Annotated in this window: 23 protein-coding genes and 3 tRNA genes; 19 read left to right on the top strand and 7 right to left on the bottom strand. The window is 69.4% G+C overall.

Annotated features, from left to right (window positions below; genetic code table 11):
• Nucleotides 1–478: 478 nt before the first annotated feature.
• Both ACIQR3_RS03565 and ACIQR3_RS03560 read left to right on the top strand, forming a co-directional pair.
• Nucleotides 479–1,204, top strand: coding sequence for an XRE family transcriptional regulator (locus tag ACIQR3_RS03565; RefSeq protein WP_403533472.1), 726 nt, complete (start codon nt 479–481; stop codon nt 1,202–1,204).
• A gap of 2 nt (nt 1,205–1,206) precedes the next feature.
• Complete coding sequence (locus ACIQR3_RS03560) at nt 1,207–1,680, top strand: NUDIX domain-containing protein (RefSeq protein WP_403533469.1); 474 nt, start codon at nt 1,207–1,209, stop codon at nt 1,678–1,680.
• On the opposite strand, the gene ACIQR3_RS03555 is transcribed toward ACIQR3_RS03560, so the two are convergent.
• From ACIQR3_RS03555 to ACIQR3_RS03545, 3 genes are all read right to left on the bottom strand, one after another.
• Complete coding sequence (locus ACIQR3_RS03555; protein ID WP_403533467.1) at nt 1,668–2,234, bottom strand: HD domain-containing protein; 567 nt, start codon at nt 2,232–2,234, stop codon at nt 1,668–1,670. The two genes, ACIQR3_RS03560 and ACIQR3_RS03555, sit on opposite strands and share 13 nt — an antisense overlap.
• A 1-nt stretch (nt 2,235) precedes the next feature.
• Nucleotides 2,236–2,697, bottom strand: coding sequence for a GntR family transcriptional regulator (locus ACIQR3_RS03550; protein ID WP_403533465.1), 462 nt, complete (start codon nt 2,695–2,697; stop codon nt 2,236–2,238).
• 76 nt (nt 2,698–2,773) lie between these two features.
• On the bottom strand, nt 2,774–3,829 hold the full coding sequence (locus tag ACIQR3_RS03545) for a pentapeptide repeat-containing protein (RefSeq protein WP_403533462.1): 1,056 nt from the start codon (nt 3,827–3,829) through the stop codon (nt 2,774–2,776).
• Nucleotides 3,830–4,260: 431 nt separating this feature from the next.
• Here ACIQR3_RS03545 and ACIQR3_RS03540 point away from each other — a divergent pair, with 431 nt between their 5' ends.
• Nucleotides 4,261–4,473: a hypothetical protein gene (locus ACIQR3_RS03540; protein ID WP_215164940.1), complete on the top strand. Its 213-nt coding sequence runs from the start codon at nt 4,261–4,263 to the stop codon at nt 4,471–4,473.
• Between the two features lie 27 nt (nt 4,474–4,500).
• Here the strand turns inward: ACIQR3_RS03540 and ACIQR3_RS03535 are convergent, their stop codons facing one another.
• Both ACIQR3_RS03535 and ACIQR3_RS03530 read right to left on the bottom strand, forming a co-directional pair.
• Complete coding sequence (locus ACIQR3_RS03535) at nt 4,501–5,157, bottom strand: NAD(P)H-binding protein (protein ID WP_403533459.1); 657 nt, start codon at nt 5,155–5,157, stop codon at nt 4,501–4,503.
• A gap of 288 nt (nt 5,158–5,445) precedes the next feature.
• Complete coding sequence (locus ACIQR3_RS03530) at nt 5,446–6,708, bottom strand: amidohydrolase family protein (RefSeq protein ID WP_403533456.1); 1,263 nt, start codon at nt 6,706–6,708, stop codon at nt 5,446–5,448.
• A 245-nt stretch (nt 6,709–6,953) separates the two neighbouring features.
• Between ACIQR3_RS03530 and ACIQR3_RS03525 the strand changes: the two genes are divergently transcribed.
• The 9 genes from ACIQR3_RS03525 (at nt 6,954) to ACIQR3_RS03485 (ending at nt 12,228) form a co-directional block, all read left to right on the top strand.
• A tRNA-Thr gene (locus tag ACIQR3_RS03525) sits at nt 6,954–7,026 on the top strand.
• Between the two features lie 46 nt (nt 7,027–7,072).
• Nucleotides 7,073–7,145: transfer RNA gene (locus tag ACIQR3_RS03520), tRNA-Met, on the top strand.
• 90 nt (nt 7,146–7,235) lie between these two features.
• On the top strand, nt 7,236–7,400 hold the full coding sequence (gene rpmG, locus ACIQR3_RS03515; RefSeq protein WP_003948671.1) for a 50S ribosomal protein L33: 165 nt from the start codon (nt 7,236–7,238) through the stop codon (nt 7,398–7,400).
• 116 nt (nt 7,401–7,516) lie between these two features.
• Nucleotides 7,517–7,969, top strand: a complete 453-nt coding sequence (locus tag ACIQR3_RS03510; protein WP_403533454.1) for a MaoC family dehydratase N-terminal domain-containing protein — start codon at nt 7,517–7,519, stop codon at nt 7,967–7,969.
• A gap of 7 nt (nt 7,970–7,976) precedes the next feature.
• Nucleotides 7,977–8,405 carry a MaoC family dehydratase gene (locus ACIQR3_RS03505; protein ID WP_403533452.1) on the top strand — a complete coding sequence of 143 codons (429 nt, stop codon included), beginning with the start codon at nt 7,977–7,979 and terminating at the stop codon, nt 8,403–8,405.
• 102 nt (nt 8,406–8,507) lie between these two features.
• On the top strand, nt 8,508–9,077 hold the full coding sequence (locus ACIQR3_RS03500; protein WP_403533450.1) for a TetR/AcrR family transcriptional regulator: 570 nt from the start codon (nt 8,508–8,510) through the stop codon (nt 9,075–9,077).
• Between the two features lie 94 nt (nt 9,078–9,171).
• On the top strand, nt 9,172–10,623 hold the full coding sequence (locus tag ACIQR3_RS03495) for a DHA2 family efflux MFS transporter permease subunit (RefSeq protein WP_403533447.1): 1,452 nt from the start codon (nt 9,172–9,174) through the stop codon (nt 10,621–10,623).
• A 57-nt stretch (nt 10,624–10,680) separates the two neighbouring features.
• Nucleotides 10,681–11,064 carry a DUF3291 domain-containing protein gene (locus tag ACIQR3_RS03490; protein WP_403533444.1) on the top strand — a complete coding sequence of 128 codons (384 nt, stop codon included), beginning with the start codon at nt 10,681–10,683 and terminating at the stop codon, nt 11,062–11,064.
• A 108-nt stretch (nt 11,065–11,172) separates the two neighbouring features.
• Entirely contained in the window at nt 11,173–12,228 is a 1,056-nt protein-coding gene (locus tag ACIQR3_RS03485) for a UDP-N-acetylmuramate dehydrogenase (protein ID WP_403533441.1), read from the top strand.
• Nucleotides 12,229–12,343: 115 nt separating this feature from the next.
• Here ACIQR3_RS03485 and ACIQR3_RS03480 read toward each other — a convergent pair whose 3' ends face one another.
• Both ACIQR3_RS03480 and ACIQR3_RS03475 read right to left on the bottom strand, forming a co-directional pair.
• Nucleotides 12,344–13,393 carry an adenosine deaminase gene (locus ACIQR3_RS03480; protein WP_403533439.1) on the bottom strand — a complete coding sequence of 350 codons (1,050 nt, stop codon included), beginning with the start codon at nt 13,391–13,393 and terminating at the stop codon, nt 12,344–12,346.
• A 125-nt stretch (nt 13,394–13,518) separates the two neighbouring features.
• Nucleotides 13,519–14,745 carry a pyridoxal phosphate-dependent aminotransferase gene (locus ACIQR3_RS03475; RefSeq protein WP_403533436.1) on the bottom strand — a complete coding sequence of 409 codons (1,227 nt, stop codon included), beginning with the start codon at nt 14,743–14,745 and terminating at the stop codon, nt 13,519–13,521.
• Nucleotides 14,746–15,017: 272 nt separating this feature from the next.
• Between ACIQR3_RS03475 and ACIQR3_RS03470 the strand changes: the two genes are divergently transcribed.
• From ACIQR3_RS03470 to ACIQR3_RS03440, 7 genes are all read left to right on the top strand, one after another.
• A tRNA-Trp gene (locus ACIQR3_RS03470) sits at nt 15,018–15,090 on the top strand.
• A gap of 108 nt (nt 15,091–15,198) precedes the next feature.
• Entirely contained in the window at nt 15,199–15,486 is a 288-nt protein-coding gene (gene secE, locus ACIQR3_RS03465) for a preprotein translocase subunit SecE (protein ID WP_190206132.1), read from the top strand.
• A gap of 80 nt (nt 15,487–15,566) precedes the next feature.
• The gene (gene nusG, locus ACIQR3_RS03460; protein WP_403533433.1) at nt 15,567–16,436 is read left to right on the top strand and encodes a transcription termination/antitermination protein NusG; all 870 of its coding nucleotides are present in this window, start codon (nt 15,567–15,569) and stop codon (nt 16,434–16,436) included.
• 168 nt (nt 16,437–16,604) lie between these two features.
• Nucleotides 16,605–17,039, top strand: coding sequence for a 50S ribosomal protein L11 (rplK, locus tag ACIQR3_RS03455; protein WP_004927359.1), 435 nt, complete (start codon nt 16,605–16,607; stop codon nt 17,037–17,039).
• An 84-nt stretch (nt 17,040–17,123) separates the two neighbouring features.
• Nucleotides 17,124–17,849: a 50S ribosomal protein L1 gene (gene rplA, locus ACIQR3_RS03450; RefSeq protein ID WP_403533429.1), complete on the top strand. Its 726-nt coding sequence runs from the start codon at nt 17,124–17,126 to the stop codon at nt 17,847–17,849.
• Nucleotides 17,850–18,001: 152 nt separating this feature from the next.
• The gene (locus ACIQR3_RS03445; RefSeq protein ID WP_403533427.1) at nt 18,002–18,859 is read left to right on the top strand and encodes a hypothetical protein; all 858 of its coding nucleotides are present in this window, start codon (nt 18,002–18,004) and stop codon (nt 18,857–18,859) included.
• A gap of 57 nt (nt 18,860–18,916) precedes the next feature.
• Nucleotides 18,917–19,939, top strand: a complete 1,023-nt coding sequence (locus ACIQR3_RS03440; protein WP_403533424.1) for a hypothetical protein — start codon at nt 18,917–18,919, stop codon at nt 19,937–19,939.
• Nucleotides 19,940–19,976 lie beyond the last annotated feature (37 nt).

Raw genomic sequence — 19,976 nt, 5'->3', positions numbered from 1 at the left:
GCCGCCACGTGCGTTGGGGCCCCGCTGTACTTCCCCACACCCGCAACCGGGTGGCGCCTGCCAGGCGCGTAGGGGGAGAGCCACGGTTCACCACGGCGGTTTGCCCTCGGACCCTCGCCCTGGGCACCTGCCGCGACCGCCGCTCTCGCGTCAGCCCCGCACGATCACTGTTCAGTTCTCAACCAACAACCGCTTCCTTCGTACTCACCCCCAGCGAGAGCGGGGCTTTCCTCCGTGCGGTGCAGTACCTGTTTTACAGGTACTGCATAGGGGTTCGTCAAGTACGGCGACGCAATCTCTTCTGTCTCGCGCCGGGACGTCTTGGCGTATCTTCAGAATCGCGGCAGGTCAGGGGAGTTGGTCACCCCGTTCATGGACAGCTCTGGGACTTCTGGCTACGGTCAAGAAGTCCCTAGACGTCCCACCGGGGGTGCAGATGTCGAACGAGCGCTTACGAACCGCTCTCCTCGCCCGTGGCATGACCGTGCAGAGTCTCGCTGAGGCGATCAAGGTGAGCCCCAAGACGGTCGAACGCTGGATTACCCAGGGCAAGGTGCCGTACCTGCGTCATCAGTACGCGACGGCAGCGGCCCTCAAAGTCGACGTGACCACGCTGTGGGAGGACGGACGGACCGTCGACAGTGCGGCCGACATCACCAAAGCCGAGATAGCGACGGTCTACCCGCATCGCCACACGGTGCCTACTGGCCTCTGGCGAGAGCTGTACGGACGTGCTGAGCGAAACCTAGACGTCCTCGTGTACTCGGGTCTCTTCCTGTCTGAAGACCCGCTCTTCCATGACCTCGTGAGGGCGAAGGTGGCAGCGGGTGCGCGGGTGCGCATCCTGCTGGGGGACCCGGGGTGTGCGGCTGTCCGACAACGCGGCATTGACGAGGGTCACCACATCATGGACGGCAAGATCCGCAATGCCCTCGTGCTGTACCGGCCGCTCATGCGGAGTCATCCGGACATCGGATTCCGGCTGCATGATTCGACGCTGTACAACTCGATCTACCGGGCCGATGACGAGATGCTCGTCAATCCTCATGTCTACGGCATCGGCGCCTACATGGCGCCCGTACTGCACCTGCGGCGACTCCCCGGCGGAAGCCTCTTCGACACGTACGCGAATAGCATCGATCACACATGGGAGAACGCACGTCCGGTCACTGACCAGGACGTCAAGAGCATCACGGGAGCCTGACCATGGGACGTATCGACTACCTGCACGACCCGGACGCACCGCCGGCCAACTCGGTTGTGCCGTCCGTCGTTGCCTTCGTCCAGAATGAGGCGGGGCAGGTTCTGATGATCCAGCGTTCTGACAACGGCAGGTGGGCACTGCCCGGCGGCGGTCACGACGTGGGGGAGTCCATCAGTGACACGGTCGTGCGGGAGGTCTGGGAAGAGACCGGCATCAGGGCGGAGGTGGTCGACGTGTCCGGCCTCTACACAGACCCCGGGCACGTCATGCAGTACGACGATGGCGAAATCCGTCAGCAGTTCAGCATTTGCTTCCGGGCCCGGCCGGTCGGCGGCGAGCTGCGTACGAGCAACGAGACGACTCAGGTCCGCTGGGTTGCCCCGGCGGACCTTGCGACGCTGGACGTGCACCCCACGATGCGGCTCCGGATTGAGCACGCCATGGACCGGACGCGCACGGCGCCTTACATCGGCTGACGCTTGGCGGCGGCGACCCGTTCGAGGACGCGGCAGGTGCACGCGAGGATCTCGGGTTCGGCACGCCGGATGAACTTGCCGATCAGGCTGTCCGGCCCGTAGCGCCCGGTGATTTCGTTGATCCGGTCCACGGGGTTGGTAGGCGTGCCGTCCGGGGTGGTGTTCATGTCGCAGTAGCAGAGCGCATCGTTCAGGTGCTCGCCCTCACGGGGGAACTCGCCGTCAAGCTCCGCCCGCAAGCCGCGGGCATCCGCCTCAAGCCACGAGCACGAGTGATGGGCGACCAGGTTGACGACCTGCTCGTTGGCGGCAGCGACGTCCCGAAGGTACCGCGCGCCGTCCAGGGGGTGGAAGCCTGTCTTGGCGAGGTCCGGCGCGTAGCCGATGTCATGCAGGACCGCCGCAGCCTCCAGTAGGTCCGCGTCCTGGTCGAGGATGAGCGCGATGGTTCGCGCCCTCTCAGCGACCCCAAGGCAGTGTTTCCAGCGTCGCGGCAGCGGCTCAGCGAGCAGCGACTCAGCCAGGGGATAGGCCCACTCCGTCAACGTCGACAAGCTACGAACGCCCCTCTCGCGCCGGCACGGAGCGGACCGTCCGCACCTTGCCCTGTCCTCCACCCGCCAGCACGCCGGCGGCTTCCAGCTTCTCCAGTGCCTTGGCCACGGTCGGACGTGACACCCCGAACCGTTCGGCCAGCATGGAAGCGCTCGGGAACGCTTCCCCTACTTCGAGCCCGTCAGTCGCGATGATCTCTGCGATTCGCTGATCAAGCGGGCGCCGGTCGACTGGCGCCCCCGCGCGTAGTACTCGCCACCGCTGGCCCCGCACTGGTTCGGCCACGCCTTCCTGGCGCAGCACGCCGAACGCGCGCAGGGCGACCCCGCGCGAGACCTTGTGATCGCGCATGAGTTCAGCCAGCGACGGAAGCCTTGCCATGGTCGGGTCGTTCTTGATCTGTCTCTTCAGTGAGTTGGCAATCTCCAGGAAGGTTCCCCGAGGGTTGGCCTGCTGCGACACTCGCTCTCCCTCTCCGCCGGGCAGTCGACACCACCAGTAAGCCTCCCACGACTTCCGCATGTCGTTGGGTCACGTTCTACAGCCCGTCCGTACGGCGGTCGGAACGGGGACGTGGGGTAGCCGGGGGTACGGGGCGGGGCCCTTCAGACGAGCGGCAGGCAGCGAGACGCGCAAGCACCCACACGTCATTCTCCAAATGAGATGGAAGTTTGGTTTCTTCATCGATCCAAGTCGTCGATAGCTGTTCCGCTGTCAAGGTTTCGCAACCGCGCAAATCGGCGCCGTCAAGGAATGCTCCCACGAGTGTGGCTTGCTGCCAGGAGGATTTCCTTAGATCGGCTTTTGAAAGAGAGGCGCCATCCAATTTTGTCCTCATTAATAGACACTCTCTCATGTCAGCATGAGTGAAGATGGCGCGCGTAAAATCCATGCCGTGGAAGGCGGAGGCGCGTAAGTCCGCCCATGTGAAGAAGGCGAGGCTCAAAGATGGCTGGTCGCTGAACTCGAAATCTCGCAGATAGATGCCCGGTAGACTCGCGTGTCTAAGGTCTATCCGAAATGGTTCAGGGCGATTGGGGCGTACCGCGAGAACTCGTAATGCCGCTTCTACGTCAGCGTCAGGCTCGGTGCCAAACGGAGGCATATCCTGCCTCGTTGACCTTAAATTGGGGAAGTTGTTAGGGAGCGCACGTGGGCGTGTGCGCTCCCTAACGAAATTGGCCAGCAGGTTGACCACAGTAAGGTGGTCTTGGGCCGATTCTCTTAGTACGTGCTCAAGGCTATATACTGCACCAAGGCGTTCTTCAATTTTTTCAGAGGCCAACAGGCTGATAGCGTTAGCGAACCGCTCGGTTACTTGCCCGCGCTTGGATAGTTGATAGGTTCGCGCAGTTATTACTAGTCCGCCGAGCACGGCGGCGCCCGCTACTGCTCCGAGGATGGTTTGACGTACTGCATTGATTGCATCGGCTTTCTCTTTGTCCGGGAGTCTCCTTACAGTATCTCCTGCGATCAGCCATGAGGCGGGACCCAAGGCGAGCAATAGAATGCCGGCTATAGTTAGTGCAGTAAGGGTGAAAAATGCCGCCCGGCGATGTCGTCTCGAAATGCGATCTTGTGGACTAAATCTCATAAACTGATGCTATCGCTGGCTGAGTGTTGCAGGTGTCTAGTTGCCGACATTGAGCCGCTGTTCGGTTGGGGATTGCCGTCGTCGACGTGGATGAGGAGCTGACTCGGTAGTAGAGGGCGCAAGCACCTTGACATCAAGTAGACGTTGTGACCCGGGCGCGTCACTGCGGCCCTAATTGACTCCCGAAGCCTGACACTGGAACCGTTCGTGCGGACGAGACGTGGACGACACACGAAGGTTTGCCCTGGGTGAGCCGTTCCTCCGCAGCTCAGGAGCTACCGCGCTGAGGATATAGCGGGGGACTGTAAATCTGCCGGCTCAGCCTTCCCAGGTTCGAATCCTGGCGCCGCCACACTGGGGAAGACCCCCTCCACCTGCGGAAACGCAGTGCGGAGGGGGTCTTTGTCATAGGGCTGCGGCACACTGGCCCCATGTCGTCCCGTCGCCGTCTCTGCCCCGAGTGCCGTCGCGAGATCGCCGTCGTCGCCGGCCGGTACGCGCGGCACGATCCGCCCGGTGCGCGGGAGAGCGGAGAGCTCACGTCCTGCCCCGGTTCCCGCCGGCACGCGCAGATCGGTGCCGTACAGCCCTCGCTGGACGGGTACGCCGTGCCCGATTTCCCCGGGCAGCTGCCCCTGTTCTGAGCGGCCGCCCGGGACGGGGCGCGGCCCTCAGTTGCCGGCCACCGACTTGACCGCCACCGACACCGGTGTCGAGCCGCTGACCAGTTCGAGCGTCAGGCCCGTCGTCGCCGGGGTGTCCACCAGTTCCGCCAGTACCGCGGCCACGTCGTCGCGCGGGACAGGGCCGCGGCCGGTACGTGCCTCCAGCCGGACCAGGCCGGTACCGGCGTCGTCCGTGAGGGCGCCCGGGCGCAGGATCGTCCAGTCCAGCGCGTCCAGCGACCGTACGTACGCGTCGGCCTCGCCCTTGGCGCGCAGGTAGACGTCGAAGACCTCGTCGCCCTCGTGCTCGGGGTCGGCGGCCATGGACGACACGACCACGAAACGCCGTACCCCGGCCCGCACCGCCGCGTCCGCGAACAGCACCGCCGCGGCCTTGTCCACCGTCTCCTTGCGGGCCGTCCCGCTGCCCGGGCCCGCGCCCGCCGCGAAGACCGCCGCGTCCGCGCCCCGCAGCCGCTCGGCGACCTCGTCGACGGAGGCCGACTCCAGGTCCAGGACGACCGGTTCGGCGCCGGCCTCGCGCAGATCGTCGGCCTGCTCGGCCCTGCGGATGATGCCCGCCACCTCGTCCCCGCGCGCGGCGAGCAACCGCTCCAGCCGCAGCGCGATCTGACCATGACCACCAGCGATGACAATGCGCATGTCTTCGACCGTACGCCTCGGCGCCCGACTGCGCCGCACGGCTCCCCGGTCGCCACCAGCCGCCGGTCCGGCGGGACGCGCGGCACCACCACCCGGCCGCGACCGTCCCGGTCAGCGCGCCTGCCCGTTCCCCTGCCCTGTCCTGGTCAGGGCACCTGCAGGTACCCCTGCTCTGTCCTGGTCAGGGCACCTGCAGGTACCCCTGCCCTGTCCTGGTCAGGGCACCTGCCAGGTACCCCTGCCCTGTCCCGGTCAGGGCACCTGCCAGGTACCCCTGCCCCGTCCCGGTCAGGGCGCCTGCCCGTACCCCTGCCGGGGCAGCCCCCACTCCGTCGCCGTCGCCGCCACGGAGTCGCCGTACTCCCGTACCGCGCTGGTCCGCGCCACCACGCGCCCCCCGTGCACCACGATCCGGCTGTACGCCAACGAGAGGGCCCCCGCGAGCCGGTCCCCGCGCACCGCGAGGAGTTCGGCCGGGAAGCCCGCCTCCACCCGTACCTCGGGCAGGCCCAGTGCCGCCCGCGCCGACCCGCTCACCGCCTCGTACGCCTCCTCCGGCCGCAGTCCGTGCCGGGAGGCCAGCAGGTACGCAGCCTCCAACGGGTCCCCGCGCCCCACCGGGTTGGCCACATCGCGCAGCGCGCCGCTGCCGGCCGCCACCCGCACGCCGGCCCGCCGCAGCAGCCGTACCGGAGCCGCCGCGCGGCCGCCGGCGTCGCCGCAGCCGCCCTGCGGCAGGCACACCACCGTCACCCCGGCCGCCGCCAGTTGGTCCGCCGTCCGGTGGGCGACCTCGGCCGGCAGTGCGTCAAGTCCGCCGCAGGGGCCCAGGGTCACGCCCGGCCGCAGTCCGCCCGCCATCGCCGCCAGCCGGGCCAGCCGGGCCGGGTCGGCGGCGTCCGTGTGCAGGTCGACGGGGCAGCCGTGCTCGGCGGCGACCTCCAGGACCGCCTCCACGTACCCCGTCGGATCCGGGTCCAGGTCCGGGCACCCGCCCACCACCCCCGCGCCCATCTTCAGCGCGTCCCGCAGCATCGCCAGCCCGTCGGCCCCGGCCGTCCCGGTCAGCACCCCCGGCGTCGCCACCGTCGTCAGCTCGGCCAGCCCGCGCAGCGCCCGCCGGGCCCGCAGTACGGCGGTCAGGGCGCCGAGCCCCGGAACGCCGCCCACGCGCACGTGTGCCCGCGACGACGTGGCGCCGTGCCCCAGTTGCAGCAGCGCAGCCTGGGTGGCCCGGCGCTGGACGTCCCGCGGCTCGTAGGAGACCGGTCCGCCGGAGTCGGCCGTCAGGGCGGTGTCGGCGTGCGCGTGGGGTTCGGCGGGGGCCGGCAGGAGGAGGTAGCCGGTGAGGTCCACACGGGTGCCGGCACCGGGCGGGCGGGGCGGGGAGAGGCTGCCCGCCGTGCCGACGGCCTCGATGCGGCCGCCGTGCAGCCGTACGTCCACGGTCCGGCCGTCGGTGAGCTGGGCTCCCGCCAGCAGCAGCGCGCCGTGGTCGGAGGCGCCCGGCCGGGAGGAGGGGGAGGGCGGCTGCGGGTGACTGTCGGGCATCGCGCTCCTCTGGGCTCGGGACTGCGCAGTGGGGGACGCATGATCACGCAGAGTGAGTCGAGCCTAGGACGGTGGCCCGCCGGCGACGCGGAGGAGCGCAATAGTCATACCGGTGGGGTCGGCCCCCCGGGACGCTCCCTGGGCGCCTCTCGGACGTGCCCGCACGGGCGGGCGACGGGTCGGGGCAGGAGCCGCGAAACGGATTTGGGCGAACGGCGGCCGACCGTGTAATGTCTTCATCGCTCGCCCCAATAGCTCAGTCGGCAGAGCGTCTCCATGGTAAGGAGAAGGTCAACGGTTCGATTCCGTTTTGGGGCTCTGGTGTGAGAGGTTCCCGCCGTCAGGCGGGGCCCGATCGCATCGCAGCGGTGTAGCTCAGTCGGTAGAGCAAGCGGCTCATAATCGCTGTGTCACCGGTTCAAGTCCGGTCACCGCTACTCCAAGTAGCCGATTGCGGGGTCGGTCCTTCGATCGGCTACTCTTCTATGCGTTAGTCCAGTCCCATCCGTTCGTCAAGGAGCACTCACGTGGCTGCCACCGACGTCCGCCCGAAGATCACGCTGGCCTGCGTGGAGTGCAAGGAGCGGAACTACATCACCAAGAAGAACCGGCGTAACAACCCGGACCGACTGGAGATGAAGAAGCACTGCCCGCGTTGCAACGCGCACACCGCGCACCGCGAAACGCGATAATTTCAGGCTCGTACGCGAGGCCGTCCCCGAGGTCTGGGGGCGGCCTCGCGTCGTTCCGGTCCAGGTGGCGGACGCCACAGCGGCAACCGCAGACAGCAGCAGGAGGTACCGAGCCCATGGCGCTCGACCAGTCCTTCGTGGGGCGGACCTATCCGCCCACCGCGCCCTACGAGGTGGGCCGGGAGAAGATCCGTGAGTTCGCGGAGGCGGTGGGGGACACGAGCCCGGCGTACACCGACCCCGAAGCCGCCAAGGCGCTCGGCCACCCCGATGTGATCGCCCCGCCGACCTTCGTGTTCTCCATCACCTTCCGGGCCGCCGGAGAGGTCATCCAGGACCCGCAGCTCGGGCTCGACTACAGCCGGGTGGTGCACGGCGACCAGAAGTTCGCCTACGTCCGCCCCGTGCGGGCCGGTGACCGGCTCACCGTCACCTCGACCATCGAGTCGGTCAAGTCCCTCGCGGGCAACGACATCCTGGACATCCGCGGTGAGGTCCACGACGAGGCCGGCGAGCACGTCGTGACCGCCTGGACCAAGCTGGTCGCCCGCGCGGCCGAGGAGGCGTGAGCATCCGATGACGGCGAAGATCGCGTACGACGACGTCGAGGTCGGCACCGAGCTGCCGGCGCAGTCCTTCCCCGTGACCCGCGACACCCTCGTCCGGTACGCGGGCGCCTCCGGGGACTTCAACCCGATCCACTGGAACGAGCGGTTCGCCAAGGAGGTCGGCCTGCCGGACGTCATCGCGCACGGCATGTTCACCATGGCCGAGGCGATCCGGGTGGTCACCGACTGGACCGGCGACCCGGGCGCGGTCGTCGAGTACGGCGTCCGCTTCACCAAGCCGGTCGTCGTCCCGGACGACGGTCAGGGTGCCACGGTCGAGGTCAGCGCCAAGGTCGCCGCCAAGCTCGACGACAACACCGTCCGCGTGGACCTCACGGCGACCAGCGCGGGCCAGAAGGTGCTGGGGATGTCCCGGGCGGTCGTGCGGCTGGGCTGAGGCTCAGGGAGCAGGGTGGCGAGGGGCGTTCTCCACGAGAGGGCGCCCCTTGCCCGTCCGTACGGGTTGCCGTAGTTAGTGATTGAGTACTAACCTGGCTTCATGGTCAGGATGAGTGCGGAGGAGCGGCGCGAGAGCATCGTCCGCGCGGCGATGTCCGAGTTCGCCCGTGGCGGCTACTACGGCACGTCGACCGAGACGATCGCCAAGCGGGTCGGTGTCTCGCAGCCGTACCTCTTCCGGCTCTTCCCCGGCAAGCAGGCGATCTTCCTCGCCGCCGCCGAGCGGTGCATCGAGGAGACCATCCGTACCTTCGAGGAGGCGGGCCAGGGGCTGACGGGCGATGACGCCCTGCGCGCCATGGGGCACGCCTACTCCGAGGTCATCATGGAGCGGCCCGAACGGCTGCTGATGCAGATGCAGATGTACCTCACCGTGGGCGCCGCCGAGCAGGCGGGCGACCATGAGTTCGGTGAGGTCGTCCGGGCCGGCTGGATGCGGCTGTGGGACACGGTCAACCTGCGGCTCGGCGGTGACGTCGCCGACACGGGTGACTTCATGGCGAAGGGGATGCTCATCAACTCCCTGGTGGCCATGGGGTTCCCGCCCGGACACCGGGTCTGGGAAGGCGTGTACGGGCAGGACGACTCCGTGGGGCGGGGCGGGGCGTGAGGCCGGGGAAGGGCTTCGCGCCCCTTTCTTTTGACCAGGAAAGTTAGTCATCAATAACTAACTGAAGAGTTCAGTGACAACCTCTGGGGGAGTCATGTCACAGCAGACCCCGCGCCGCGGAGGAGCGGCCTGGGCACTCGTCATCACCAGCGTGGCCGGGTTCATGGCCGCCCTGGACAACCTCGTCGTCACCACCGCCCTGCCCGCCGTCCGGGAGGACCTCGGCGGAGCACTCCACGACCTCGAATGGACGGTGAGCGCCTACACGCTCACCTTCGCCTGCCTCCTGATGACCGGCGCGGCCCTCGGTGACCGCTTCGGCCGCCGCAGGCTCTTCCTCGTCGGCACGGCCGTCTTCACCGCCGCCTCCGCCGGCGCGGCCCTGGCGCCCGGCATCGGCGGCCTCATCGCGGCCCGCGCGGTCCAGGGCGTCGGAGCGGCCATCATGATGCCGCTGACGCTCACCCTGCTGACCGCCGCGGTGCCCGCCGCCAGGCGTGGCATGGCGTACGGCATCTGGGGCGCCGTCAACGGACTCGCGGTGGCCTCCGGGCCGCTGATCGGCGGCGCGCTGACGGAGCACATCTCCTGGCAGTGGATCTTCTGGCTGAACGTGCCCCTGGGCATCGCCCTGCTGCCGCTCGCCCGCCTGCGGCTCGCCGAGTCCCACGGCACCGGCGCCCGGCTCGACATACCCGGCACCCTGCTCGCGAGCGGCGGTCTGTTCGGGATCGTCTACGGGCTGGTGCGCGGACCCGCCGACGGCTGGACCGACACCGTGGTGCTGCTGTCCCTGTTCGGTGGGGCCGCGCTGCTCGCCGGGTTCGTCCGCCACGGCGTCCACGCGAAGAACCCCGTGCTGCCGATGCGGCTGTTCCGCTCCCGGGCCTTCGCCGGGATCAACGCGGCGAGCCTGCTGATGTTCCTCGGCGTGTTCGGCTCGGTCTTCCTGCTCAGCCAGTACCTCCAGGGCGTGCTCGGCTACTCGCCCACCGAGGCGGGGCTGCGCATGCTGCCCTGGACCGGCATGCCGATGCTCGTCGCGCCCGTCGCCGGCCTGCTGGCCGACCGCTTCGGCGGCCGACCGGTCGTCGCCACGGGCCTCTTCCTCCAGGCCGCCGGGCTCGGCCAGCTGGCCCTCGTGATCACCACGGACGCGTCCTACGCCGTCCAGCTGCCCGGCCTGATCATCAGCGGCGTCGGCATGGCCCTGTTCTTCGCCCCCGCCTCGCACCTGGTGATGTCGAGCGTCCGCACCCACGAACAGGGCATCGCCTCCGGCGCGAACAACGCCCTGCGCGAGGTGGGCGGGGCGCTCGGCGTCGCCGTGATGGGCTCGATCTTCTCCGCCCAGGGCGGCTACGGGACCGCGCTGACCTTCGTCGACGGCCTGCGGCCCGCGCTGGTCGCCGGAGCCGCGGCGGTCGCGGTCGCCGGAGTGGCGGCGCTGCTGATCCCGGCGCGCCGCCGGTCCGGTCCCACGGCCCCGGCCGGCGACGGCGCCGGATCGGCACCCGCACCGGTCGCCGAAGCCGCGTCCCGCTGACCCCATGACCGCAGCACCGAGCTGACACCCGCACCGCAGCACCGAAAGGAGCCCGTCATGCCCACCCTTCCCTGGATCACGCCGAACCCCCCGCCGCCGGCCGCCGCCGACGTCCACGTCTTCGCCTCCCGCTTCGAGACCCGCACCCTGTGGGGAGCGCTCCGCTTCCTCGTCCGCACTCCCGGGGTGTGGCGGCAGGTGAGCCGGGCGCCCGGCGCGTACGGCGCCACCCTGAAGGCCCGGCCCTTCCGGCGGACCTACTGGACCCTGTCCGCCTGGGAGTCGCCCCAGGCCCTCAAGGCGTTCGCCCGCTCGGGCGCCCACGGGCCGACGGCCGACGGGCTGGCCGCGCAGATGAGGGACGCCAAGTTCGTCACCTGGACGACGAGCGCCGACAGCCTCCCGGTGGACTGGGACGAGGCGCTCAAGCGCCTCGCTTGAACCGCGCGAACGAACCCGCACACGCGCGTGCGGCGAGGAACGGGCGAGGAACGGCCCGCCCGTTCCTCGCCCGCCGCGCTGTCGGTGCCGTCTCGTAGTCTTGGGCGCGTGCAGGAACTCCACGACGCCCCCCTCGCCCCGCTGACCACCTTCCGGCTGGGCGGCCCCGCGACCCGGCTGGTCACCGCCACGACCGACGCCGAGGTGATCGCCGCCGTCCGCGAGGCCGACGACACCGGCACGCCCCTGCTGGTGATCGGCGGCGGCTCCAACCTGGTCATCGGCGACAAGGGCTTCGACGGCACCGCACTCGTCGTCGCCACCAAGGGCTTCGCCCTCGACGGCACCCGTCTGGAGCTGGCCGCCGGCGAGGTGTGGACCGACGCGGTCGCCCGCACGGTCGAGGCGGGGCTCGCGGGCGTCGAATGCCTGGCGGGCATCCCCGGCTCGGCCGGCGCGACCCCCATCCAGAACGTGGGGGCGTACGGCCAGGAGGTCGCCTCGACCATCACCGAGGTCGTCGCCTACGACCGCGCCTCCCGCGAGACGGTCACCCTGACGGCCGAGCAGTGCGCGTTCTCCTACCGCCACAGCCGCTTCAAGGCCGAACCCGACCGTTACGTCGTCCTGCGCGTCCGTTTCGCCCTGGAGGACGCCGACGGGCTCTCCGGGCCGGTCAAGTACGCCGAGACCGCCCGCGCCCTCGGCGTCGAACCCGGCGACCGCGTCCCCCTGGAGGCCGCCCGGGAGACGGTGCTGAAGCTGCGCGCGGGCAAGGGCATGGTCCTCGACCCCGAGGACCACGACACCTGGTCGGCCGGGTCGTTCTTCACCAACCCGATCCTCACCGACGAGGAGTTCGCCGCCTTCCACGCGCGCGTGCGGGCACGGCTCGGAGACGGCGTGGAGCCGCCCGCCTACCCGGCGGGGGACGGGCGCACCAAGACCTCCGCCGCCTGGCTGATCGACAAGGCGGGCTTCACCAAGGGCTACGGCACCGGACCCGCCCGGATCTCCACCAAGCACACCCTCGCCCTCACCAACCGGGGCGGGGCCACCACGGAGGACCTGCTCGCCCTGGCCCGCGAGGTCGTCGCCGGTGTGCGGGACGCCTTCGGGGTCACCCTCGTCAACGAGCCGGTCACCGTCGGCGTCAGCCTCTGACCCGTACCTGGCCGGCCTCAGCAGACGACGCCGACCGCCTGCGGTACCGCCGCTGGCTCCGGCAACGGTCACCCGCATGGCGTACGTCCGCGGCTCGGCACCCGGCTGCCGTCCGTCAATCGTCGCCGGGAGGCACCGCTCCGATCCAGGCGTCGACGCCGGACAGCAGCTTCGCCTTGATGTCGTCGGGGGCGGCCGAGCCGCGCACCGACTGCCGGGCCAGCTCGGCCAGTTCGGCGTCGGTGAAGCCGTGGTACCGGCGCGCGATCTCGTACTGCGCGGCCAGCCGGGAGCCGAACAGCAGCGGGTCGTCCGCGCCCAGCGCCAGCGGCACCCCCGCGTCGAACAGCGTGCGCAGCGGGACGTCCTGCGGCCTCTCGTAGACGCCCAGGGCCACATTGGACGCCGGGCAGACCTCGCAGGTGATCTGCCGGTCGGCCAGCCGCTTCAGCAGCCGGGGGTCCTCCGCCGCCCGCACCCCGTGCCCGATCCGGTCGGCCGCCAGGTCGTCCAGGCAGTCCCGCACCGAGGCCGGGCCGGTCAGCTCGCCGCCGTGCGGCGCGGAGAGCAGCCCGCCGTCCCGGGCGATGGCGAAGGCCCGGTCGAAGTCCCGGGCCATGCCGCGCCGCTCGTCGTTGGACAGCCCGAAGCCGACCACGCCCCGGTCGGCGTAGCGCACCGCGAGGCGGGCCAGCGTACGGGCGTCCAGCGGGTGCTTCATGCGGTTGGCGGCCACCAGCACCCGCATCCCGAGCCCGGTCTCCCGCACGGTCGTGTCCACCGCGTCCAGGATGATCTCCAGCGCCGGGATCAGCCCGCCCAGGCGCGGCGCGTACGAGGTCGGGTCGACCTGGATCTCCAGCCAGCCCGAACCGTCCTTGAGGTCCTCCTCGGCGGCCTCCCGCACCAGCCGCTGGATGTCCTCGGGCTCTCTGAGGCACGAGCGGGCGGCGTCGTAGAGCCGCTGGAAGCGGAACCAGCCGCGTTCGTCCGTCGCCCGCAGCTTCGGCGAATGGCCGCCGGACAGCGCGTCGGTCAGGGCGTCGGGCAGCCGGACACCGTGCTTGTCGGCGAGTTCCAGCAGGGTGGCGGGCCGCATCGAACCGGTGAAGTGCAGGTGCAGATGGGCCTTCGGCAGCTCAGAGACATCACGTACACGCTCCATCCAAGGATCTTGCCGTACGACGTGGGCGTCCCGGTAGCCGGTTCCTCGGACGTGGTCTTGCTCGCACAAAGGAACGGGGACCACCCCGTAACGTTCCCAGGTGGTCCCCGATACGACAGCAGGCGTCAGTCCCTGGCCTCCGCCAGCAGCTTCTGGATGCGGCTGACGCCCTCGACGAGGTCCTCGTCGCCCAGCGCGTAGGAGAGGCGCAGGTAGCCGGGCGTGCCGAAGGCCTCGCCGGGCACCACCGCGACCTCGGCCTCCTCCAGGATGAGCGCGGCCAGTTCGACCGTGTCCTTCGGGCGGCGGCCGCGGATCTCCTTGCCGATCAGCGCCTTGACCGACGGGTAGGCGTAGAACGCGCCCTCGGGCTCGGGGCAGAGCACGCCGTCGATCTCGTTGAGCATCCGCACGATCGTCCTGCGGCGGCGGTCGAACGCCTCGCGCATCGTCGCGACGGCGTCCAGGCTGCCGGAGACGGCGGCCAGCGCGGCGGCCTGGGAGACGTTGGCGACGTTGGAGGTGGCGTGCGACTGGAGGTTGGCGGCGGCCTTCACCACGTCCTTGGGGCCGATGACCCAGCCCACCCGCCAGCCGGTCATCGCGTACGTCTTGGCGACACCGTTGACCACGATGCACTTGTCGCGCAGCTCGGGCACGACCGCCGGGAGCGACACGGCCGTGGCGCCGCCGTAGACCAGGTGCTCGTAGATCTCGTCGGTCAGCACCCACAGGCCGTGCTCGACGGCCCAGTGGCCGATGGCCTCGGTCTCGGCCTCGGTGTAGACCGCGCCGGTCGGGTTGGACGGGGAGACGAAGAGGACGACCTTGGTCTTCTCCGTGCGGGCCGCCTCCAGCTGCTCGACGCTGACCCGGTAGCCGGTCGTCTCGTCCGCGACGACCTCGACCGGGACACCGCCGGCCAGCCGGATCGACTCCGGGTACGTCGTCCAGTACGGCGCCGGGACGATGACCTCGTCGCCCGGGTCGAGGATCGCGGCGAACGCCTCGTAGATGGCCTGCTTGCCGCCGTTGGTGACGAGGATCTGGGAGGCGTCGACCTCGTAGCCGGAGTCGCGCAGGGTCTTCGCGGCGATCGCGGCCTTCAGCTCGGGCAGGCCGCCGGCCGGGGTGTAGCGGTGGTACTTCGGGTTCTTGCAGGCCTCGACCGCCGCCTCGACGATGTAGTCGGGCGTCGGGAAGTCCGGCTCACCGGCGCCGAAGCCGATCACCGGCCGCCCGGCGGCCTTGAGTGCCTTCGCCTTGGCGTCGACGGCGAGGGTGGCGGACTCGGAGATCGCGCCGACTCGGGCGGAGACCCGGCGCTCGGTGGGAGGGGTTGCAGCGCTCATGCGCCCCATCGTTCCAGACCGGAAACCTGCCCGGCACGCGGGTTTCACGGACTGAACAGGTCCGGACACAGCTGTGAACAACAGTCCGGAACCGCCCCCGGGCCAGGGCGATCTTCGGTCATCCGGACCGTATCCGGCTCCCTGCCGGTGCTTTCTGTTCGACGCCCGGCGCCGAACCACGTACACTCACACCTCGTCGGCCTCCAGCAGCCCGCGCTCACCCGGTGCACACCAAGCATCCGAGTGGATGCGGTACGTTGGGGGACACGCAAAGGGTCGTAGCTCAATTGGTAGAGCACTGGTCTCCAAAACCAGCGGTTGGGGGTTCAAGTCCCTCCGGCCCTGCTACACACACCTTCGCCAGGATGTGTGCGCATGTACGTACAGCAATGCACCGCCGTGCGGCTCAGACCGGGCGCGGCACGGCCACGACCCGGAATCAGGTGAGGACGAGTGACGGACGCCGTGGGCTCCATCGACATGCCTGATGCCCAGGACGAGGCGCCGGACTCCAAGAAGAAGCAGCGCAAGGGCGGCAAGCGTGCCAAGAAGGGCCCCCTGAAGCGTCTCGCGCTCTTCTACCGCCAGATCATCGCGGAACTCCGCAAGGTGGTCTGGCCGAGTCGCAATCAGCTGACGACGTACACCACTGTGGTGATCATCTTCGTCGTCATCATGATCGGCCTGGTCACCGTGATTGACTATGGGCTCAGCCACGCCGCCAAGTACGTCTTCGGCTGACCCGCGAGCGAAGAGCGCCGAGGTACCCGGCGCTCCTTTCGCGTGTTCCACCCCTATGTATCCAGGAAGAAGCAGCCACCGTGTCTGACCCGAACGTGAACGACGCCCTCGAGCCGGTCGAGTCCGTCGAGGACGAGCTCGACGCCGTCGAGGGCGCGGACAACGAGGACACCGCGGCCTCCCCGGAGGCCCAGGCTGCCGAAGCCGCCGCGGACGAGACCGCCGACGAGATCGAGGCCCCCGAGTCCGACGAGGACGAGGACGCGGAAGACGCCGAGTCCGACGAGGACGCCGCCGACGAGGCGGAGGCCGAGGCCGAGGACGAGCCCGACATCGACCCGGTCGAGAAGCTCCGCCAGGAACTGCGCGTCCTGCCCGGCGAGTGGTACGTCATCCACACCTACGCCGGCTACGAGAACCGCGTGAAGACCAACCTGGAGCAGCGCGCCGTCTCGCTCAACGTCGAGGACTACATCTTCCAGGCCGAGGTGCCGCAGGAAGAGGTCGTCCAGATCAAGAACGGCGACCGCAAGACGATCCGCCAGAACAAGCTGCCGGGGTACGTCCTGGTCCGCATGGACCTGACCAACGAGTCCTGGGGCGTCGTCCGCAACACCCCCGGCGTCACCGGCTTCGTCGGCAACGCCTACGACCCGTACCCGCTGACCCTGGACGAGATCGTCAAGATGCTCGCCCCGGAGGCCGAGGAGAAGGCCGCCCGCGAGGCCGCCGAGGCCGAGGGCAAGCCGGCGCCGCAGCGCAAGGTCGAGGTCCAGGTGCTGGACTTCGAGGTCGGCGACTCGGTCACCGTCACCGACGGCCCGTTCGCCACGCTGCAGGCCACGATCAACGAGATCAACGCCGACTCGAAGAAGGTCAAGGGCCTCGTCGAGATCTTCGGCCGCGAGACGCCGGTCGAGCTCTCCTTCGACCAGATCCAGAAGAACTGACCTTCTGGCTCAGAAACGTCCGAGCAGGTCAGACGGTCGCTTCGGCGAGCGTCTGACCTGCTCGGTTTTCAGCCGCGCATCTATACCCGTTATCGTTGTGCGGTATGCCTGCGTCCGAGTTGTCGCCCGGACGTCGGCAGGACCCGAATCGAAAGGACCCGGAGAGCCATGCCTCCCAAGAAGAAGAAGGTCACGGGGCTCATCAAGCTCCAGATCCAGGCCGGTGCCGCGAACCCGGCTCCGCCGGTCGGCCCCGCGCTGGGTCAGCACGGCGTGAACATCATGGAGTTCTGCAAGGCCTACAACGCCGCGACCGAGTCGCAGCGTGGCTGGGTCATCCCGGTGGAGATCACGGTCTACGAGGACCGCTCCTTCACCTTCGTCACCAAGACCCCGCCGGCCGCGAAGATGATCCTCAAGGCCGCGGGCGTGGAGAAGGGCTCCGGCGAGCCGCACAAGACCAAGGTCGCGAAGATCACGCGTGACCAGGTCCGTGAGATCGCCACCACCAAGATGCCCGACCTCAACGCCAACGACCTGGACGCCGCCGAGAAGATCATCGCCGGCACCGCCCGTTCCATGGGCGTCACGGTCGAGGGCTGACCTCCACCCCCGTAACCCAGCAGTAGTAGTGGAAGGGCCTGCTCGGCCCGGACCACGACTCCTCAAGAGCCAACAGGAGCAACAGTGAGCAAGCGCAGCAAGTCTCTCCGCGCTGCGGACGCCAAGATCGACCGGGAGAAGCTGTACGCCCCGCTCGAGGCCGTCCGTCTCGCCAAGGAGACCTCCACGACCAAGTTCGACGGCACCGTCGAGGTCGCCTTCCGCCTGGGTGTCGACCCGCGCAAGGCCGACCAGATGGTCCGTGGCACCGTGAACCTCCCGCACGGCACCGGTAAGACCGCCCGGGTCCTGGTCTTCGCGACCGGTGACCGTGCCGAGGCCGCGACCGCCGCGGGCGCCGACATCGTCGGCTCCGACGAACTGATCGACGAGGTGGCGAAGGGCCGTCTGGACTTCGACGCCGTCGTCGCCACCCCGGACCTCATGGGCAAGGTCGGCCGCCTCGGCCGCGTCCTCGGCCCGCGTGGTCTGATGCCGAACCCGAAGACGGGCACCGTGACCCCGGACGTGGCCAAGGCCGTGACCGAGATCAAGGGCGGCAAGATCGAGTTCCGTGTCGACAAGCACGCGAACCTGCACTTCATCATCGGCAAGACGTCCTTCGACGACACCAAGCTGGTGGAGAACTACGGCGCGGCCCTGGAGGAGATCCTCCGCCTGAAGCCGTCCGCCGCCAAGGGCCGCTACATCAAGAAGGCCGCCATCAGCACCACGATGGGCCCCGGCATTCCGGTCGACTCCAACCGCACCCGCAACCTCCTCGTCGAGGAGGACCCGGCCGCGGTCTGAGCCTGACGGTTCACCCGGAGCACCGGTTCACGGGCCCCGCACCCCTTCCAGGGTGCGGGGCCCGTCCCCGTTTCCGGCCCGGTTGTCAGTGCTCTGCGTTAGCTTTCTGATACGGGACGGGTGGGGCGACGGCTGGGGGGCGGGTGACGGCGATGGCGGGGACGGGCGTGCGGTGGCCAGTGGGGCGGTCCGCGCTCACGGTGGCCGCGGTGATCGCGGTGCTGGTGGCGGGCGTGACCGGCTGCGGCCCGTCGGACGCCGACGACGACCGGCCGGCCGCGTCCGTGCCGGCCGCCGTGACCGCCGGGCTGCGTGCGGCCGAGCGGGCCACGGAGGCGGCCCGGTCCGCCCGGGTGACGTCCACGACGCGGATCGGCTCCACGATCTCCCTGACGGCGGACGGCGTCCTCGGCTGGACCGAGGGGGTCACCGGCACCCTCACCCTGACCTACACCGGCGGCACCCTGGCCGAGAGCATGCGGCAGCTGGGCAGCGCGTCGATGGAGGCCCGCTATCTGCCCGACGCGTACTACGCGCGCATGGGCGACGCCTTCGCCGCGCGGGCGGGCGGCCGGCACTGGGTCAGATACGCGTACGACGACCTGGACGACGTGGCGGGCGGCGCCGGAGCGGAATTGGGGGACCGGATACGGGCCGCGACCCCCGACCGGTCCCTGGACCTGCTGCTGGCCTCCGACGACGTGCGGGAGGTCGGCGCGGAGCGGGTGCGGGGCCGGCGCACCACGCACTACTCGGGCACGGTCCGGGACATGGACGCCGGTGTCACCGGCCAGACCGTCGAGGTCTGGATAGACGACCGGGACCTGATGGTCAAGAAGGTGGAGAAGGCGGCCACGGCGGACGGCGAGCTGACCCAGACCGCCCACTACCACGACTACGGCGTACGGGTCAGCGCCGAACAGCCCCCGGCCGACGACACCCGGGACGTGACCGAACTGTTGAGCGGAGCGGGAGGTGAGGAGGGGGGAGCCGGAGATCCGCTGGGATAAGCTCACAGAGTTTTCAAAGATCAGCAAACTGTTCCTTTTGTTTTCTTGGGGGGAATCATGGAGCTCGGTATAGGCAAGCGGGGCGGGGCCACCCTCGCCGGAATCGCGGCGCTGGTGCTGGCCGGCGGTGCCGTCGGCTGTGGCGCGGAGAAGGACGGGGCCGCCGAGCGGACGGTCCACCAGGTGATCACGGCGGCGTACGAGAAGACCGCCGAGGCCAAGTCGGCCAAGATCGAGATGACCATGTCGATGCCGACCGCGGCGGGCGGCGACATGACCATGAGCGGCGTGATGGGCTGGGACCCGACCGTCATGGATATGACGATGAAGGGCTCCGCGTTCGCGGCCGCCGGGGCGAACGCTCCCGACCAGATGCGCATGATCTGGCAGGACAACGTCATGTACATGGACATGGGGGCCGAGGCCGCCAAGGACATGGGCGGCAAGCGCTGGATGAAGTTCGACCTGGCCGCCGTGGCGGAGGCGTCCGGCGACGAGGCGCTGGCCGAGCAGATGACCTCGGGCCTGGAGAACATGAACCAGAACCCGGCCGAGCAGCTCGCCATGATGCTGGAGTCGCCCAGCCTCAAGCACGTCGGCACCGAGAAGATCGGCGGCGTCGAGGCCGACCACTACAAGGGCACGCTCACCGTCAAGGAGATGATGGAGAGCAACGAGAGCCTGGACGTGCTGGAGCCCGCGGAGCGCAAGCAGCTCCTGGACAACATCGAGAAGTCCGGCGTCAAGGGTTACGACACCGAGGTCTGGGTCGACGAGAACGACCTGCCGGTCCGCATGGACGTGACGATCGAGTCCCCCGAGGGCGACATCGACACGAGCATGAAGTTCTCGGACTACGGCGCCAAGGCCGAGGTCGAGGTGCCGCCGGCCAGTGAGACCACCGACCTGTTCGAGATGCTCAAGAGCATGGGCGACGCGCTCGGCGACCTCTCCGACGCGACCGGTTCCACCGGCACCGGCTCCACCGGCACCGGCTCCACCGAGGACCTCGACAAGCAGCTCGACGACATCGAGAAGGAGCTGGCCGACCTGGAGGCACTGGACTCCTCCGGCGCCTGAGCCGCTCCCGTCCCGGTCATGACGACGGTCCACTGAG

It is taken from the genome of Streptomyces sp. NPDC090994, assembly GCF_044768905.1.
Classification (GTDB): Bacteria; Actinomycetota; Actinomycetes; order Streptomycetales; family Streptomycetaceae; genus Streptomyces.
This window is presented reverse-complemented; position numbering and strand designations above follow the sequence as displayed.

What these genes read in the sequence shown, in the direction of transcription:
- ACIQR3_RS03495 (WP_403533447.1), top strand. Translation starts at nt 9,172, where the DNA reads ATGTCACAGCAGACCCCGCGCCGCGGAGGAGCGGCCTGGGCACTCGTC.
- ACIQR3_RS03560 (WP_403533469.1), top strand. Translation starts at nt 1,207, where the DNA reads ATGGGACGTATCGACTACCTGCACGACCCGGACGCACCGCCGGCCAAC.
- ACIQR3_RS03530 (WP_403533456.1), bottom strand. Translation starts at nt 6,708, where the DNA reads ATGCCCGACAGTCACCCGCAGCCGCCCTCCCCCTCCTCCCGGCCGGGC.
- ACIQR3_RS03440 (WP_403533424.1), top strand. Translation starts at nt 18,917, where the DNA reads ATGGAGCTCGGTATAGGCAAGCGGGGCGGGGCCACCCTCGCCGGAATC.
- ACIQR3_RS03535 (WP_403533459.1), bottom strand. Translation starts at nt 5,157, where the DNA reads ATGCGCATTGTCATCGCTGGTGGTCATGGTCAGATCGCGCTGCGGCTG.
- ACIQR3_RS03540 (WP_215164940.1), top strand. Translation starts at nt 4,261, where the DNA reads ATGTCGTCCCGTCGCCGTCTCTGCCCCGAGTGCCGTCGCGAGATCGCC.
- rplK (WP_004927359.1), top strand. Translation starts at nt 16,605, where the DNA reads ATGCCTCCCAAGAAGAAGAAGGTCACGGGGCTCATCAAGCTCCAGATC.
- ACIQR3_RS03500 (WP_403533450.1), top strand. Translation starts at nt 8,508, where the DNA reads ATGGTCAGGATGAGTGCGGAGGAGCGGCGCGAGAGCATCGTCCGCGCG.
- ACIQR3_RS03505 (WP_403533452.1), top strand. Translation starts at nt 7,977, where the DNA reads ATGACGGCGAAGATCGCGTACGACGACGTCGAGGTCGGCACCGAGCTG.
- ACIQR3_RS03510 (WP_403533454.1), top strand. Translation starts at nt 7,517, where the DNA reads ATGGCGCTCGACCAGTCCTTCGTGGGGCGGACCTATCCGCCCACCGCG.
- ACIQR3_RS03480 (WP_403533439.1), bottom strand. Translation starts at nt 13,393, where the DNA reads ATGGAGCGTGTACGTGATGTCTCTGAGCTGCCGAAGGCCCATCTGCAC.
- ACIQR3_RS03490 (WP_403533444.1), top strand. Translation starts at nt 10,681, where the DNA reads ATGCCCACCCTTCCCTGGATCACGCCGAACCCCCCGCCGCCGGCCGCC.
- ACIQR3_RS03565 (WP_403533472.1), top strand. Translation starts at nt 479, where the DNA reads ATGACCGTGCAGAGTCTCGCTGAGGCGATCAAGGTGAGCCCCAAGACG.
- ACIQR3_RS03445 (WP_403533427.1), top strand. Translation starts at nt 18,002, where the DNA reads ATGGCGGGGACGGGCGTGCGGTGGCCAGTGGGGCGGTCCGCGCTCACG.
- ACIQR3_RS03545 (WP_403533462.1), bottom strand. Translation starts at nt 3,829, where the DNA reads ATGAGATTTAGTCCACAAGATCGCATTTCGAGACGACATCGCCGGGCG.
- ACIQR3_RS03475 (WP_403533436.1), bottom strand. Translation starts at nt 14,745, where the DNA reads ATGAGCGCTGCAACCCCTCCCACCGAGCGCCGGGTCTCCGCCCGAGTC.